Origin of the sequence: Winogradskyella marina (assembly GCF_015645385.1) — a bacterium.
GTDB classification, from domain to species: Bacteria; Bacteroidota; Bacteroidia; order Flavobacteriales; family Flavobacteriaceae; genus Winogradskyella; species Winogradskyella marina.
Genome location: NZ_JADOET010000002.1, coordinates 105,863 through 121,913, shown reverse-complemented (window position 1 = coordinate 121,913; position 16,051 = coordinate 105,863). Strand labels below are relative to the sequence as shown.

Annotated in this window: 18 protein-coding genes; all 18 read left to right on the top strand. The window is 33.3% G+C overall.

What is annotated here, in order from left to right:
- Positions 1-22: 22 nt before the first annotated feature.
- The 18 genes from ITJ86_RS03720 to dut all read left to right on the top strand — a co-directional run bounded on the left by ITJ86_RS03720 (position 23) and on the right by dut (position 16,045).
- A complete protein-coding gene (locus ITJ86_RS03720) occupies positions 23-466 on the top strand; it encodes a hypothetical protein (RefSeq protein ID WP_195870271.1) in 444 nt (147 codons plus the stop codon).
- Between the two features lie 8 nt (positions 467-474).
- On the top strand, positions 475-669 hold the full coding sequence (locus ITJ86_RS03715) for a hypothetical protein (RefSeq protein ID WP_195870270.1): 195 nt from the start codon (positions 475-477) through the stop codon (positions 667-669).
- 1 nt (position 670) lies between these two features.
- Positions 671-1,393 (top strand): hypothetical protein, encoded by a 723-nt coding sequence (locus ITJ86_RS03710; RefSeq protein ID WP_195870269.1) that lies wholly within the window; start codon positions 671-673, stop codon positions 1,391-1,393.
- Positions 1,394-2,083, top strand: coding sequence for a hypothetical protein (locus tag ITJ86_RS03705; protein WP_195870268.1), 690 nt, complete (start codon positions 1,394-1,396; stop codon positions 2,081-2,083).
- Positions 2,084-2,134: 51 nt separating this feature from the next.
- Positions 2,135-3,607, top strand: coding sequence for a DUF5687 family protein (locus ITJ86_RS03700; protein WP_195870267.1), 1,473 nt, complete (start codon positions 2,135-2,137; stop codon positions 3,605-3,607).
- 4 nt (positions 3,608-3,611) lie between these two features.
- A complete protein-coding gene (locus ITJ86_RS03695) occupies positions 3,612-4,334 on the top strand; it encodes an ABC transporter ATP-binding protein (RefSeq protein WP_195870266.1) in 723 nt (240 codons plus the stop codon).
- 338 nt (positions 4,335-4,672) lie between these two features.
- The gene (gene porW, locus ITJ86_RS03690; protein ID WP_195870520.1) at positions 4,673-7,252 is read left to right on the top strand and encodes a type IX secretion system periplasmic lipoprotein PorW/SprE; all 2,580 of its coding nucleotides are present in this window, start codon (positions 4,673-4,675) and stop codon (positions 7,250-7,252) included.
- Between the two features lie 17 nt (positions 7,253-7,269).
- Complete coding sequence (locus ITJ86_RS03685) at positions 7,270-7,698, top strand: bactofilin family protein (RefSeq protein ID WP_195870265.1); 429 nt, start codon at positions 7,270-7,272, stop codon at positions 7,696-7,698.
- On the top strand, positions 7,655-7,900 hold the full coding sequence (locus tag ITJ86_RS17590; protein ID WP_195870264.1) for an AtpZ/AtpI family protein: 246 nt from the start codon (positions 7,655-7,657) through the stop codon (positions 7,898-7,900). The genes ITJ86_RS03685 and ITJ86_RS17590 overlap by 44 nt, the downstream gene beginning before the upstream one ends.
- Positions 7,901-7,911: 11 nt before the next feature.
- Positions 7,912-8,307, top strand: a complete 396-nt coding sequence (locus ITJ86_RS03675; RefSeq protein WP_195870263.1) for a hypothetical protein — start codon at positions 7,912-7,914, stop codon at positions 8,305-8,307.
- A 142-nt stretch (positions 8,308-8,449) separates the two neighbouring features.
- On the top strand, positions 8,450-9,553 hold the full coding sequence (gene atpB / locus ITJ86_RS03670; protein ID WP_449663650.1) for a F0F1 ATP synthase subunit A: 1,104 nt from the start codon (positions 8,450-8,452) through the stop codon (positions 9,551-9,553).
- A gap of 30 nt (positions 9,554-9,583) precedes the next feature.
- The gene (atpE, locus tag ITJ86_RS03665; protein WP_195870261.1) at positions 9,584-9,793 is read left to right on the top strand and encodes an ATP synthase F0 subunit C; all 210 of its coding nucleotides are present in this window, start codon (positions 9,584-9,586) and stop codon (positions 9,791-9,793) included.
- Positions 9,794-9,924: 131 nt separating this feature from the next.
- A complete protein-coding gene (locus tag ITJ86_RS03660) occupies positions 9,925-10,419 on the top strand; it encodes a F0F1 ATP synthase subunit B (protein ID WP_195870260.1) in 495 nt (164 codons plus the stop codon).
- 75 nt (positions 10,420-10,494) lie between these two features.
- Entirely contained in the window at positions 10,495-11,031 is a 537-nt protein-coding gene (gene atpH, locus ITJ86_RS03655; protein ID WP_195870259.1) for an ATP synthase F1 subunit delta, read from the top strand.
- A 56-nt stretch (positions 11,032-11,087) separates the two neighbouring features.
- Positions 11,088-12,668 carry a F0F1 ATP synthase subunit alpha gene (atpA, locus tag ITJ86_RS03650; protein ID WP_195870258.1) on the top strand — a complete coding sequence of 527 codons (1,581 nt, stop codon included), beginning with the start codon at positions 11,088-11,090 and terminating at the stop codon, positions 12,666-12,668.
- An 84-nt stretch (positions 12,669-12,752) separates the two neighbouring features.
- Positions 12,753-13,613 (top strand): ATP synthase F1 subunit gamma, encoded by an 861-nt coding sequence (gene atpG, locus ITJ86_RS03645; protein ID WP_195870257.1) that lies wholly within the window; start codon positions 12,753-12,755, stop codon positions 13,611-13,613.
- A gap of 446 nt (positions 13,614-14,059) precedes the next feature.
- Complete coding sequence (locus tag ITJ86_RS03640) at positions 14,060-15,517, top strand: oligosaccharide flippase family protein (RefSeq protein ID WP_195870256.1); 1,458 nt, start codon at positions 14,060-14,062, stop codon at positions 15,515-15,517.
- 93 nt (positions 15,518-15,610) lie between these two features.
- Positions 15,611-16,045, top strand: a complete 435-nt coding sequence (gene dut / locus ITJ86_RS03635) for a dUTP diphosphatase (RefSeq protein WP_195870255.1) — start codon at positions 15,611-15,613, stop codon at positions 16,043-16,045.
- Positions 16,046-16,051: the final 6 nt, after the last annotated feature.

Here is a 16,051-nt window from a genome sequence, read left to right as displayed (position 1 = left end):
CTTGTAGGTATTAAAACTTAAAATGAAACTAACAAAAGAAGACATACAATTTATAGATACGTATCTAGAGAATTCTGATGTGGTTTTTGCTGACATTAGAATGGAAATGGTAGATCACGTAGCCTCTGATATTGAAAACCAAATTGAAGCTGGCGATACGAGAAGCTTTTATGATATTTTCAAAGATTACATGGTTAAACACAAAGCACAACTCTTAAATGATAATAAACAATTTTTAAAATTGGCTGATAAAAAAATATGGAAAACCTTTGTTCAGCAGCTTAAAAGTCCACTGACACCTATACTCTTTTTAGCATCTTGTCTTGGGTTTTATATCTTATTTCAAAATTATTCCATAGAAACGTTTAGGCTGTTTATTTCTATAATTCCGCTCGTTGGATTGACTGGATTTATCCTAACCTACGTCGTTTATCAAGGTGTAAACAGAATAAAAGATTCTCAGTAGTAGAACGCTTGGCATTTCCTTTTTTAGCTTTTTACCAATTGCCTTATATCTTTATTAGTAGAACAAAAGACATCAACGGAACAAGTGATTTGTTATGGACAATTGGTGGTGCAAGCCTATCGCTAACTTTAGTGATGATTTTGGTTATAATAAGCATAAAGCTATTTATGGATTATGAAAGCCGATTTAAAAGTGTAGTCTAAAATGAAACTAACAAAAGAAGAAATAAAATTCATAGACAACTACCTTATTAAAAATGAGGTTAAGTTTTGGGATGTACGTTTAGAATTATTAGACCACATTGTGTCTGCTGTAGAAGATAAAATGGCAAATGATGGTATTTCTTTCAATGAAGCATTGCTCGAAGTTCATAGAGGATTTGGAAATCAATTTATAGAATTCGGTGTTTCAAAGGACAGAATTTTTGAAAAAGGATTGTATCAGAGTAATATTGGATTTAAGAAATTTACGAGAAATAAGCAGAAAGAACTTGGTAGGAAATACCGAAAAATGACATGGAACCATCTTAAAACTAAATTTTTAACCTTTAAATTTTGGTTAGAATACATCGCAGTTATTTTGTCATTTATTACAATCTATCAAATTAAACCAGAGTTAAGTTTTCTTATTGGTTTGTTGGTATTAATTCTGCCTACTATTTATTCAGCATATTATACTTTTAAAGATAAGTCTACTAGAAAATCCTTGAATTTTGCAATGGCAACAAGTTCTGCGATGTTAGTTTGGTCCATGTATAATCTTTCCTATTATATCTTAAAGGAAAATTACGAAAATGCTGCAAGTATGCCTGATGGCTTCTTTGTAGTTGTTGCATGTTTATTTTATCCAATGATAAGAACTAATATTGATGTATATCGGAAGGTGTATGAAGAGAATAAAAAATCATTTAGTCTCAAGTTTTTATAAATGAAACTAACAGAACCTCAAATACAAGATCTCTACGCTTTCACAAGACAACATTTTGTGGAGCATTACGACTTACAAACCGAACCCGTAGATCATTTAGCTAATGATATTGAAACCCAATGGCAAAATCAACCCAAACTCAGTTTTGAAGAGGCTAAAAACAAAGCTTTCAAGAAATTTGGTGTCTGTGGTTTTATGGACGCTATTGAACAACGGGCTAAAGCGATGAATAAACGTTATAGGCGTTATTTATGGAATGAACTTAAAAATTGGTTTGCGTTACCACAAATATTTGCAACGTTAAGTTTGTTTTTAGGGTTTTATTTGGCTTTCTCTACTTTTTATACGCCAATTTTAGCCTTGGTTTTTTATGGTATTATAATAATTTGGGCCATTTATAAAGGTATCCAACTTAATAGACAATTTAGACGTAGAAAGGAAATTTCGAACAAAAAATGGATGCTAGAAGAAATTATTTTTAGACAATCTGGAGTAACGTCAATGGTTTTTATGTCGCAATTATATAATGTATATAGAATACCAGAGGGTTTTATAACGAACATTTACTTTATTGTCGGTTTATCATTAGCATTTACTGCTTTCGTAATTATCAGCTATATCAGCTTTGAAGTCTTACCAAGTAAAGCGGAAAAACTACTCAACGAAACCTATCCTGAATTTTGTTTGTAACAAATCTCCTTTTTTTAATACTTACTAGGTAAACCAACCCATCATTACACTATGATAAAACAATTTATAAATCTAGAATGGAAAGCGTTTACGCGCTCTGCTTCATTTCAGGTCAACTTAGCACTTAAAATATTAATGGTTTTTGGTGCGTTTTTTATGTTATTATATGCTTTAGGAGCAGGTATTGGCGCCTATTATCTTATTGAAGAAATGGTTGATCCAGAACCATTAAAAATCATCAACCAATTTTTAATCTTCTATTTTATTTTCGATTTGGTTTTTAAGTATTTTCTACAAAAAATGCCTATTGTAAATATTAAACCGCTATTGTATTTACCATTAAAGAAGGATCAAATTGTTAAATTCGGAATCAATAAAACAATGATTTCATTTTTCAACATTTGGCATGCTTTCTTTTTTATTCCTTTTTCAATTGTTTTAATCATAGAAGGTCATCCGTTTATAAATGTGTTGGGTTGGCATTTAGCGATGCTTGCACTTGTGTATTGTAACAATTTCATAAATATTTTTGTCAATAGTAAAGATGTTGTTTTCTTCGCTGTAATTGGTGTCATAGCAATTTTAGGAGGACTACTTTATTTCAATATTTTTGATGTGACGCAATTCACAGCACCAATCTTTTCAGCATTTTATAATCAGCCTTATTTAGCTGTAATCCCAATAGTATTGGCTTTTGTATTGTATAAAATGGCATTCAAATATTTTAGAGAAAACTTCTATTTAGATGCTGGTTTAGCTAAGAAAGTAGATATCGCGGAAACGGACACTATGGATTATTTAAATCGTTTCGGTAGCATTTCAACCTTTCTAAAAAATGATATTAAGCTCATAAAACGTAACAAACGTTCTAAAATGACCATTTTTATGAGCTTTCTCTTTATTTTCTATGGCTTGTTGTTTTTTACAGGAAGTATAGAAGTCTACGACGGTCCTTTTTGGCGCATTTTTGCAGGTATTTTTGTGTCGGGTGGTTTTCTGTTTAGTTTCGGTCAATTTGTGCCGAGCTGGGATAGTGCTTATTATCCGCTCTTAATGAGTCAGAATATTAGATATAAGGAATATTTAGAATCCAAATGGTATCTTATGGTTATTGCTACGGTTTTCACAACAATTATTGCCTCATTCTATCTCTACTTTGGTTGGCAAGCTTATGCAGCTGTTGTTGTAGGTGCTATTTATAATATTGGAGTTAATTCTCATATGGTCCTTTGGGGAGGAGCGTATATAAAAACACCGATAGATTTAACTTCTGCAAAAAAGGCGTTCGGAGATAAAAAATCATTTAATGTAAAGACGTTGCTGTTAACCATTCCTAAATTGGTGTTACCCATGGTAATTTATGCCATAGGTCATTTTGCTTACAGCGAAGTGTTAGGCTTTGCTTTGGTAGCAATAACAGGACTTATAGGTTTATTATTTAAAAATAAGGTATTTAGTATTATCGAGAAGATTTACAAATCTGAAAAGTATAAAACACTAGTGGCTTACAAACAAAACAATTAGAATTATGATTATTACATCCAACTTATCAAAAACATATAATAGCAATACGGTTTTAAAAATCGATAGTTTAGAGATTCCTAAAGGTCAAAGTTTTGGACTTGTGGGCAATAATGGCGCAGGAAAAACAACCTATTTTAGTTTGTTGTTAGATTTAATTCAGCCTACCACAGGACATATAAAAAATAATAATGTACTGGTTAATGAAAGTGAAGACTGGAAGCCATTTACGTCTGCATTTATAGACGAAACCTTTTTAATCGGTTATTTAACACCAGAAGAATATTTTTATTTTATTGGCGAATTACGCGGCCAAAACAAAGCAGATGTTGACGCTTTATTAACGCAGTTTCAAGATTTTTTCCATGGCGAAATTTTAAATCAAAAAAAATACCTTAGGGATTTAAGTAAAGGAAATCAAAAGAAAGCCGGAATCGTAGCGGCACTAATCGGAAATCCTGAAGTGATCATCTTAGACGAACCCTTTGCCAATTTAGATCCAACCACTCAAATCCGATTAAAAGAAATCATCAGAGATTTAGCACATAAAAAAGGTGTTACGGTATTAGTTTCTAGTCATGATCTATTGCATGTTACAGATGTGTGCGAACGTATCGTTGTGTTAGAAAAAGGACATGTGATTAAAGATTTAGAAACCAATCCTGCAACATTAAAGGAATTGGAAGCACATTTTTCTGGCACTGCAATGGCAATGCAAGAGGAAGAATAATTCTTTTTCTTTTTTTTAAAATTATAACAACGGCATGAAAATCATTTTCATGCCATTTTATTTCACGCAAGAGTAGGTCCCTGCATCTCTCCGCCTTCGCGAGAATATTATTTTTCAATCGATTTTATCAATTACAAATGAACCACAATCAAGCTTTATTCTGGATTCTAACAGTGAAGCGGTCTAATATCTTATAAATTTCAGCCTCAAATTCAAAAAGATCCTTATTTTTACCATCTAACACACTAAACAAGGTGTTTTTCAGTTATCTATTAACCAAATAGAACCAACGTTTGAAAACCTATTACAAATTCATATTATCGCTATGTTGCGTGGTGATGCTTACTCAAAGCTGTTCACGTAAAAAGGATAAATTTATAAACCGACAATTTCATGCTATGGGCACAAAATACAATGTGCTTTATAATGGCAATATTGCTTTAGAGCGTGGAAAAGATGCCGTTAATAATGAGTTTACAGAAAACTTCTGGGAGCTTTTACCTGTGGAGCGTATGAATGTGTCCGAAGATATCTTTCTGCCAGGACAAACAAAAAATGCAGATTTTGAACGTGCCGAAGAAAAAGCCATAAAAGCGATTCAGGTACATGGCATGAATATCGACGGAAAAGAAAAAAATCCTCAAATAGACGAAGCTTATTTACTTTTAGGTCAAGCGCGTTATTTCGATCAACGTTTTGTGCCAGCCATGGCTGCGTTTAACAATATTTTAAATAAATATCCAACGAGCGATAAAATCAACCAAGTTAAAATTTGGCGCGAAAAAACAAACATGCGTTTAGATAATGATGCTGGAGCCATTGAAAAACTAAAACGTTTATTAAAAGAAGAAGACATTGAAGGGCAAGATTTGGCAGATGCTACAGCAACTTTAGCACAAGCGTATATCAACATTAAATCTAAAGATAGTGCAATTGCTCAGCTCGATATTGCAGCAAAAAACACTGAAGTTAAAAGAGAAAAAGCGCGATACCACTTTATTAAAGGACAGTTATATAATGAGTTTGGTAAAAAAGACAGTGCTAATATTGAATTTGACGCCATCATAGACTTGCATCGTAAGGTCCCAAGATCATTTTACATTAATGCACATATAGAAAAGTCAAATAATTTTGATGTATTAAACGGTAACCAACTTGAATTTGAAGAATACCTTACAGAATTAGAAGAAAATAGAGAGAACAGACCGTTTTTAGATAAAATATATTACCGCATTGCAGAATACCATCGCACTAATACAACAGACAGTCTTGCCGAAGCATACTATAATAAATCCCTGAGAAAAACAACCTCAGACAAGCACCTTAGGGCACTTAGTTATGAAACTTTAGGGAATATGTATTTTGATAGAAACGTTTATAAAACCGCTGGAGCCTATTACGACAGTACAATGACGGCAATGGTTGAAAATTCAAAACCATACCGAATTATTAAAAGAAAGCGCGAAAATCTTGACGACGTTATCTATTACGAAGGCATAGCTCAAACTAATGATAGTATTTTAAGGATGGTAAGTCTTCCAAAATCAGAACAATTAGCGATTTATACAAAACATGCTGAAGCACTTCGTTTACAAGCATTAGAAGAACAAAAACAACAAGAAGAAGCTTTAGAAAGACAAAAAAGGCAAGTAGCGCCAACAGCTGGAAATCTAAAGCAGAAAGGCAGGGCCGTAGCATCACAAGCTTCAAAACGACCTCCAGGAACCTCTAGAACGCTACAAGCCTCAGGAGCGAGCGCAAGTAGTAGTTTTTATTTTTATAATGCAACGACAGTAGCTTATGGAAAAAATGAATTCCTAAAGCTTTGGGGAGATCGTAAGCTACAAGATAATTGGAGACATTCTAGTCAGCGTGCAGATATTGTAAATACGTCTAAAGAAGATGAGGAAACAGGCGAAACAATAGAAGATGTTCGTTTTAATCCTGAAACCTATTTAGCATCCTTACCAACAGAACAAACGGAAATAGATAGTATTGCTACAGAGCGCAACTTTGCCTATTACCAATTAGGAATTATTTATAAAGAAAAGTTTAAAGAGTTTCTGTTGGCAAAGTCTAAACTCGAAAACCTATTGGAAAATAAACCTGAAGACCGTTTAATTTTACCTTCAAAATATAATTTGTACGGAATTTATCTAGAATTAGGTTTAAACCAAAAAGCAGAAGCAATGAAGTCTGCTATTATACAAGACTATCCAGAGTCGCGCTACGCGGAGATATTATTAAATCCACAATCGGAATTGTCTAAGGATGAAAACAGTCCAGAATTCATTTACACAACCCTTTATAAACAATTTGAAAACGAAGAATATGCAGCTGTTATTACAGAAGCAGAAGCACAGATAAAGCGATTTGAAGGTGGTGATTTTGTACCTAAGTTTGAAATCTTAAAAGCATCGGCAAAAGGAAGACTTTATGGTTTTGAAGCTTACAAAGAAGGTATTAACTATATTGCATTAACTTATGCTAATACTGACGAAGGCAAAAGGGCTCAAGAAATTATAAACGAAGCACTTCCTGTGCTAGAGAAGAAAGAATTTATTTCAGATGATGATACTGACAAATTTAATGTCATATTTCAATTTGAAAATAATTCGGGTGAAGATATTGAAGCATTTATAAAGACTTTAGAAGAAGAAGTTGCAAAAATCGACTACTTTGATCTTACAGTTTCAAAAGATCTTTACACTGAAAACACCACTTTTGTGGTGGTTCATGGTCTAACAAGTATAAATGGAGCCAATGGGTTTGGTGAATTGCTTAAGTCAGAAGAAAAGGATAAAAGAGGGCGTGTCATTAAACCAAAAATAACGCGGCCATACTTTGCTATTTCATCACCAAACTATGCGATTATTCAACGACATAAAAACTTAAATGCGTATTTAAAGCTGCAGTAATTTAAAACTAATTTATTATGTTTTCCTCAGACAATAAAAAATCTAAACAACACGGAACTATGGAAACAAGTACACAACAAAATATAATAGCGCAAGGCACTAAAATTGTAGGTGATATTGCGAGCCAAGGACCATTTAGAATCGATGGAACAATTGAAGGTAATGTAAAAACCTCTGGCAAAATAGTTGTTGGTAAGTCGGGCTTTATTAAAGGAACTTTACAAGGAGAAAATGCTGATTTTGAAGGTAAGTTTTCAGGGAAGCTTATTTTGTCTGGTACATTATCCTTAAAGACTACAGCTCATATTGAAGGTGAAGTACATGTAAGTAAGTTGGCTGTAGAGCCTGGAGCAACTTTTAACGCTACTTGTAGTATGAAAGGCACTGTAAAATCTTTATCTAATGAGCCAAGCAAATCACAACAAACCGCAAAAGCCCAAAACTAAAAAGAGCGATCTTAATTCTTATGCTCGTTATTCTAGCATAGCAATTCAGATGGTAATTATTATCGGTGTTGGGACATTCATAGGAGTAAAACTCGATGAATACTTTCCTAATGAGCATAAATTATACACTTTAATATTGTCATTATCTTCCGTAATTTTGTCAATGGTTTATGTTATAAGACGTATTATTGCAAGCTCATAAGTAGATTAAAAATGGAGGATTTTAAAAAGAGACAAATAGCATTTGTTTTGCAGTTAGTTGGACTTAGTGTGTTATTATTTGGTATTCACGCTTATCTTTTGTTTCACTTTGCAAAAGACACTACTTTCTTTTTTCCTGTTTGGCATATTTATACCTTTCACGTCATCGTGACCTTAATAGTATACACAGTAGTCAATTACAAATTTTCCACTGGAATGAAAGATGTTTTTATTCTATTTATGGGAATGACACTTTTTAAGATGCTATTAGCGATATTATTTTTACTACCATTAATCCTATCGGATTTTGAAAACAAAGTGCCAGATGTTTTCAATTTTTTCATCCCGTATTTCTTGTATTTGTTTTTTGAGGTTTTAGGCTTAGTTAAATTTCTTCAAAAGTCCTAAAGTTTGTTTTTTTAAAACTTATAAATCAACGGTTTCCATAGTAAAACAGTAATTATAAATTATAGAAAAATTATTGTTTGTCAATTCATTTAATGTACGTACATTTGCATGAAATTTAAAAGAAGGTATTTTAAAGCCGTAAATAATGACATTAAGCACCTTAAAGCGCACCCTTTTTACTGTTTTGTTTTTAACTGTTTTTAGCTTCAGTTTTGCTAAGCAGAGTGAAGACACAGGAGATTCAGAAAAGTTTGACTCAAAAGCAATGATTTTGCATCACGTTAAGGATGCTTATGGTTTTCATATTGCCACCTTACATAAGGGGCAGGAGAATGAAACTCATATAAATATTCCTTTGCCTATAATTCTTTATACAGATCAAGGATTTACAACCTTTTTATCCTCTGAATTTGAGTATGACTATAATGGAAATGTAGTTGTAGAAAAAGATGGCCAAAAATTCGCTAACGTGCACGAGAAGATATACGTGCTTAACGAAGGTGAAACGGCGGTTGCTTATGATGCAGATCACCATCCAACAAATGCTTCGAGACCAATTGTAGATTTATCAGTGACCAAGAATGTCTTTATGATGTGGGTGTCAGTTATAGTACTGTTACTTATTTTTATGACGGCCGCAAAACACTATAAAAAATCTGGAGAGAATGTTCCTAAAGGTATTGCTAGTTTTATTGAGCCTTTAGTTCTTTTTGTCAGAGACGACATTGCTATTCCTATGATAGGTGAGCACAAGTATAAGCGCTTTATGCCTTATTTGTTAACCGTATTTTTCTTTATATGGATAAATAATATTTTTGGATTAATTCCAATACTTAATGGTGCTAACCTTACAGGTAATATTGCATTTACATGCGCTATGGCATTGTGTACGTTTGTAATTACCACTTTGAGCGGTAATAAAAATTATTGGAAACACATATTTTGGATGCCAGGAGTTCCGGTGCCGATGAAAATATTTTTAATGCCTATAGAGATTGTTGGGATGTTTGTTAAACCTATATCGCTAATGATTCGTCTGTTTGCTAATATTACAGCAGGTCATATTATTGTATTGGCATTAATGTCTCTGATTTTTATATTTAAGAGCTATGCTGTAGCGCCAATATCAGTAGGTTTTTCATTGTTTATTATTATTATCGAGATATTAGTAACAGCAATACAAGCATATATATTTACAATATTGTCTGCCCTTTATTTTGGAATGGCAACAGAAGAAGCACATTAAACTAAATATTACTAATTTAAATTTTATATTATGACTATTACAGGAATCGCAGCTATTGGAGCTGGTATCGCAGTAATTGGAGCAGGAATGGGAATTGGAAAAGTTGGTAGCTCAGCTATGGAAGCTATGGCACGCCAACCAGAAATCCAAGGAAAAATCCAAACTTCAGCCCTTATTTTAGCAGCTTTTATTGAAGCTGTTGCATTATTCGGTGTTGTTGTTGCTTTATTACAAGGATAAGAAGACTAAGATACAGAAGTAGCGGTTGGCTGCTTCTGTGTTTTTACTTTAATTCTCTAGAGCTATAGAGAATCGTTTTTTGACCTAATTAGTCATATAGAATAAAACTTAAGTTATATAAATAAAACAGTATGGATATAATTAAACCAGAACTTGGTCTCGTATTTTGGTCGTTAGTAACTTTTATAATACTACTTATTGTATTAAGAAAATTTGCTTGGAAACCTATTTTAGGAGCTGTTGAGGAAAGAGAAGAAGGTATAAAAACTGCCTTAGCATCTGCCGAAAGCGCACGGAGAGAGATGGAAAATCTTAAAGCGGATAACGAGCGTATTTTACAAGAAGCGCGTAACGAACGTGAAAGCATGTTGAAAGAGGCGCGTGAAATGAAGAACAAAATGATTGCTGATGCTAAAGAAGAGGCTCAGGCACAAGCTGATAAAATGATTACTCAAGCTCAAGAAGCTATTGTAACCGAAAAGAAAGTAGCAATGGCAGAATTAAAAAGTCATGTTGCAGGCTTATCTTTAGATATCGCTGAAAAAGTAGTGCGTAATGAATTATCTAATAAAGACAAGCAATTAGAATTAGTTGAGTCTATGTTAGGTGAGGCAAAGTTAAATTAAAGTATCGTTGAGCGTAAGTTCAAATCGATAATCATTGAAGTATAATTAAAAGTCACCCACATCGTGGGCATAAATATGTCAGGATCAAGAGCAGCCATAAGATATGCTAAAGCGGTTTTAAGCATAGCAACAGATCAAAAATCTGCAGAAGCGGTAAATAGTGATATGAAATTAATCAAAAACACTATTGCTGAGAGCGGAGAATTAAATCAAATGCTTCAAAGTCCTGTTGTAAGATCTACAGATAAAAAGGAGGTATTATTAGCAGTTTTCAAAAATGCTAATGATGCAACCACTAATTTAATAGATACTTTAATTGCTAATAAAAGATTGGCGTTATTAAATGATGTTGCCATAAGTTATATTCAGTTATACGATGAACTAAGAGGTAGCCAAGTAGCAACAGTTACAACAGCAGTTCCATTAACAGAGGAGTTAAAAACGAAAGTATTAGCTAAAGTTAAAGAACTTACAGGAAAAGACGCTGAAGTAGAAAATATTATAGATGAAAACATTTTAGGTGGTTTCATATTACGAGTTGGAGATATTCAGTATAACGCTAGTATTGCAAACAAACTCGATAAATTAAAAAGAGAATTTACATTAAATTAAAAGCGTTAGCGTAGACGTTTATCGTCTCACATTTAACGTCTAATATCTAAACAAAGATGGCAGAAGTAAAACCAGCTGAAATATCAGCAATCTTAAAACAACAACTTTCAGGTTTTGAAGCAGGTGCTTCATTAGATGAAGTAGGAACAGTATTAACCGTAGGTGATGGTATTGTACGTGCATATGGATTAGCTAATACACAATATGGTGAATTAGTCGAATTTGAAGGTGGTGCAGAAGGTATCGTTCTTAACCTTGAGGAAGATAATGTAGGTATTGTACTTTTAGGAACTTCAATTGGAATTAAAGAAGGCTCTACAGTAAAACGTACAGGACGTATCGCCTCTGTTAAAGTAGGTGAAGGTATTGTTGGACGTGTTGTAGATACTTTAGGTAATCCTATTGACGGTAAAGGTCCAATAACTGGAGATACTTATGAAATGCCATTAGAGCGTAAAGCACCTGGTGTTATCTATAGAGAACCAGTAACAGAACCATTACAAACAGGTATTAAAGCAATTGATGCTATGATTCCAGTGGGTAGAGGACAACGTGAGTTGGTTATTGGTGACCGTCAAACTGGTAAAACAGCAGTTTGTATTGATGCGATCTTAAATCAAAAAGAATTTTACGATGCAGGTGAACCTGTATATTGTATATATGTTGCTGTAGGTCAAAAGGCTTCTACAGTAGCTTTAATTGCTAAAACTTTAGAAGAAAAAGGAGCTTTAGCTTACACTACAATAGTTGCGGCTAACGCTTCAGATCCTGCAGCAATGCAAGTTTGGGCACCTATGACAGGAGCTTCTATTGGAGAGTACTTTAGAGATACTGGTCGTCCAGCGTTAATTGTATTTGATGATTTATCAAAACAAGCCGTTGCTTACCGTGAGGTATCTTTATTATTAAGACGTCCACCAGGACGTGAGGCATATCCTGGTGATGTATTTTACTTACACTCAAGATTATTAGAGCGTTCTGCTAAGATTATCAATAACGATGAGATTGCTAAAGAAATGAATGACCTTCCAGAGGTGTTAAAGCCAATGGTAAAAGGTGGTGGTTCATTAACAGCTTTACCAATTATTGAAACACAAGCAGGTGACGTTTCAGCATATATTCCTACCAACGTAATTTCTATTACAGATGGTCAGATTTTCTTAGATGGTGATTTATTTAACTCTGGTGTTCGTCCAGCAATTAACGTAGGTATTTCTGTATCTCGTGTTGGTGGTAATGCACAGATTAAGTCTATGAAAAAAGTATCTGGTACGTTAAAATTAGATCAAGCACAGTATCGTGAATTAGAAGCGTTTGCTAAGTTTGGTTCTGATTTAGATGCCGTTACTTTAAACGTAATTAATAAAGGTAAGCGAAATGTTGAAATCCTAAAACAAGCGCAAAATGATCCTTTTAAAGTAGAAGATCAGGTGGCTATCATTTATGCAGGTTCTAAGAACTTATTAAAAGATGTGCCTGTAGAGAAAGTAAAAGAATTTGAACGCGATTATTTAGAGTTCTTAAATGCAAAGCATAGAGATACTTTAGACACGCTTAAGGCAGGAAAATTAACTGATGAGGTTATTGATGTGTTGACGAATGTGTCTAAGGAACTTTCAGCGAAGTATAGAGCATAGTTGTCATTCCTGCGAAAGTAGGAATCTCATGTTTGAGTTAATATAATTGAAGACGCATTTAATGCGTAATGAGAAAAACAGATTATGGCGAATTTAAAGGAAATTAGAAACAGAATATCATCGGTATCTTCAACGATGCAGATTACTAGTGCCATGAAAATGGTATCTGCTGCTAAGTTAAAGAAAGCTCAAGATGCTATTACTGCAATGCGCCCTTATTCTAATAAGTTATCGGAATTGCTTCAGAGCTTAAGTGCAACTTTAGACGAAAACACTGGAAGTAAGTATGCAGAGCAACGCGAAGTTGAAAATGTACTTATTGTGGCTGTGACATCTAATAGAGGCTTATGTGGTGCTTTTAATTCTAATATTATTAAACAAACGAGTAATTTGATTAATAATGTTTACGCCACTAAAAATGTTTCGATTTTAGCTATTGGTAAAAAAGCCAATGATGCGTTTGCAAAACAAGATAGAGTTATAGCAAACAAAAGTGAAATTTACGACGACTTAACGTTCGATAATGTTTCTGAGATAGCAGAAATGCTAATGGAAAAATTTGAAACAGGTGAGTTCGATAAAATTGAAATCGTTTATAATCACTTTAAGAATGCAGCAACTCAAATAGTAATGACGGAACAGTTTTTACCAATTGTACCTGTAGAAACTGATGAAAACGTTACTTTAGATTATATTTTTGAACCTTCTAAAATAGAAATTGTAGAAGAATTAATCCCTAAGTCGTTAAAAACACAATTATATAAAGGGATTAGAGATTCTTTTGCGTCAGAACATGGTGCACGTATGACAGCGATGCATAAAGCAACAGATAACGCAACAGAATTAAGAGATCAACTTAAGTTAACTTATAACAAAGCACGTCAAGCGGCTATTACTAATGAGATCTTAGAGATTGTTGGTGGTGCTGAAGCTTTAAATAATTAAATGTAGCTTATGATACATTGAATTTAGTCTTAGTGTCTCATAAAGAATATTATAAAACCTAACTTTAACGAGTTAGGTTTTTTTATGACTTAAATTAAAATGTTATAAAACCTATAGTTGTCGTTTGTTACATCTTAACCAATAACAATAGGAAAGGCCTAAGAAAGTCAACTTTCGTCATTGTTTTGCCACGCGCTTTATCCGTCACTTTTTACTATTCTAGTCCAAAAGCAATAACAGCACTACGCGATTAATCCACACCTTTTAAGGTAACACCTATTCAATTTATAGAATGCGTTGTAGGAATTAAAGTTGGTCGTAAAAGAAAGCCTGTTTTTATTTTTATTTCTAGTGTTTGTGTCAACTAATGTTTTAATTATTGATGTTTTGAAAGTCATAAGGTCTCAAATTATTTCAATACTTTTGAACTCAATAAGATAAATACATTGAGCGGATTCAAATCACTTTTTAAACAGACATTTATTTATGGCTTAGCTACTGTACTGCCTAGAATGTTAAGTTTTATTTTAGTTCCACTTTACACGGATCCAGCTGTACTCTCAGTAGAAGAATATGGACGTGTATCATTCATCTTTGCTTATTTTGTGTTATTTAATGTTGTTTTGGCATACGGCATGGAAACGGCTTTTTTTAGGTTTTTCAATAAAGAAGACCATCAAGAAAAAGTAACTAGCACTTCTGCAATGTCATTAATAATCAGTTCTTTTGGGTTGATCGGAATTACCTTTCTGTTGAGACATCAAATTTCTAGTCTAATAAATATTGAGCTTAAGTACCTCAATTTAGTCTTTATTATTTTGCTATTAGACGCTTTGGTTATTATTCCATTTGCTTGGTTGCGCGCTACAGCAAAACCAATGCGTTATGCTATTATTAAAATATTAAATGTTGCCGTAAATCTTGGGCTCAATGTTTTCCTATTGCTATACTTAAAAGATTTAGCAGAAAGTAATTCTGTTTTCGATCGTATTTATAAGCCGGATTTTGAAATAAGTTACATCTTTATTTCCAACGTCATTGCAAGTGGACTAACATTACTATTATTACTTCCATTTTATACAAAACTTAAGTTTACGTTCGATACCGTTCTTTGGAAAAATATGATGCGTTACGCCATACCAGTGCTTATTGCTGGCATTGCCTACTCAGTTAATGAAACCTTTGATCGTATTTTATTAGAGTACTTATTACCAGATGATATTGCTGATCAACAAATTGGCATGTACTCGGCATGTTACAAGCTGGCTTTATTCATGACCTTGTTTGCAACCGCCTTTCGTTTAGGAATAGAACCGTATTTTTTTAGCCATTCTAAAACAGATAATCCACAAAAAAATTATGCTAAAATTTTAGAATATTTTGTAGCCCTTGGTTCTGTAATCTTTTTAAGCGTTGTTGTTTTTGCAGATGTTTTAAAACCTTTTATAATTCGAAGTGAAGCCTATTACGAAGCCATGTGGATTGTTCCATTTATACTTTTAGCCAATTTTTGTTTAGGTATTTATCACAACCTTTCGGTGTGGTATAAAATAACAGATCGTACTAAGTATGGCGCTTATATTTCAATACTTGGTGCTATTACAACTTTAGTATTAAATGTAGTCTTAATTCCAATTATAGGTTTTAAAGGTTCGGCCATAGCAACACTTTCAGCGTATTTAATTATGATGCTGCTATCGTTTTACTTCGGAAAAAAACACTATCCAATTCCTTATAACTTGAAAAAAATAGGCGCATACCTTTCTGTATCTATAGTGTTTTCATTTGTGTTTTTCTATAACTATCGCGAGAATTATATTATAGGAATTGCAATGTTAATTGTATTTTTGGGACTGGTTATTTCACTTGAAAAGAAGGAATTAAAACAAGTGTTAAAACGTTAATTATTCTGTCCTCTCGAGCGCAGACGAGAGGGTGTTATTGAGGTTAGAGTTTTACATAGTTTTCGACTGCGTTCGAACAGACAAAAATGACTTATGAAAATTAAAATAATAAACAAATCAATTCACAATTTACCGCATTACGAAACCATCGCATCTGCTGGTATGGATTTACGAGCAAACTTATCGGAACCTAGAATTTTAAAGCCATTAGAACGCAGTATTGTTGGTACAGGTCTATATATAGAATTACCAATAGGAACTGAAGCACAAGTAAGGCCAAGAAGTGGCTTAGCGGCAAAAAAAGGAATCACAGTTTTAAATGCACCTGGCACTATTGATGCGGATTATAGAGGTGAAATCGGTGTAATATTAGTCAACTTGTCTAATGAGGATTTCGAGATTCAGAATGGAGAGCGTATCGCACAATTAGTTATTGCCAAACACGAACGTGCAGAATGGGAGCAGGTTGACGTTTTATCTGATACTGATCGCGGTGAAGGTGGTTTTGGAAGTACTGGAACTAAATAACTAATT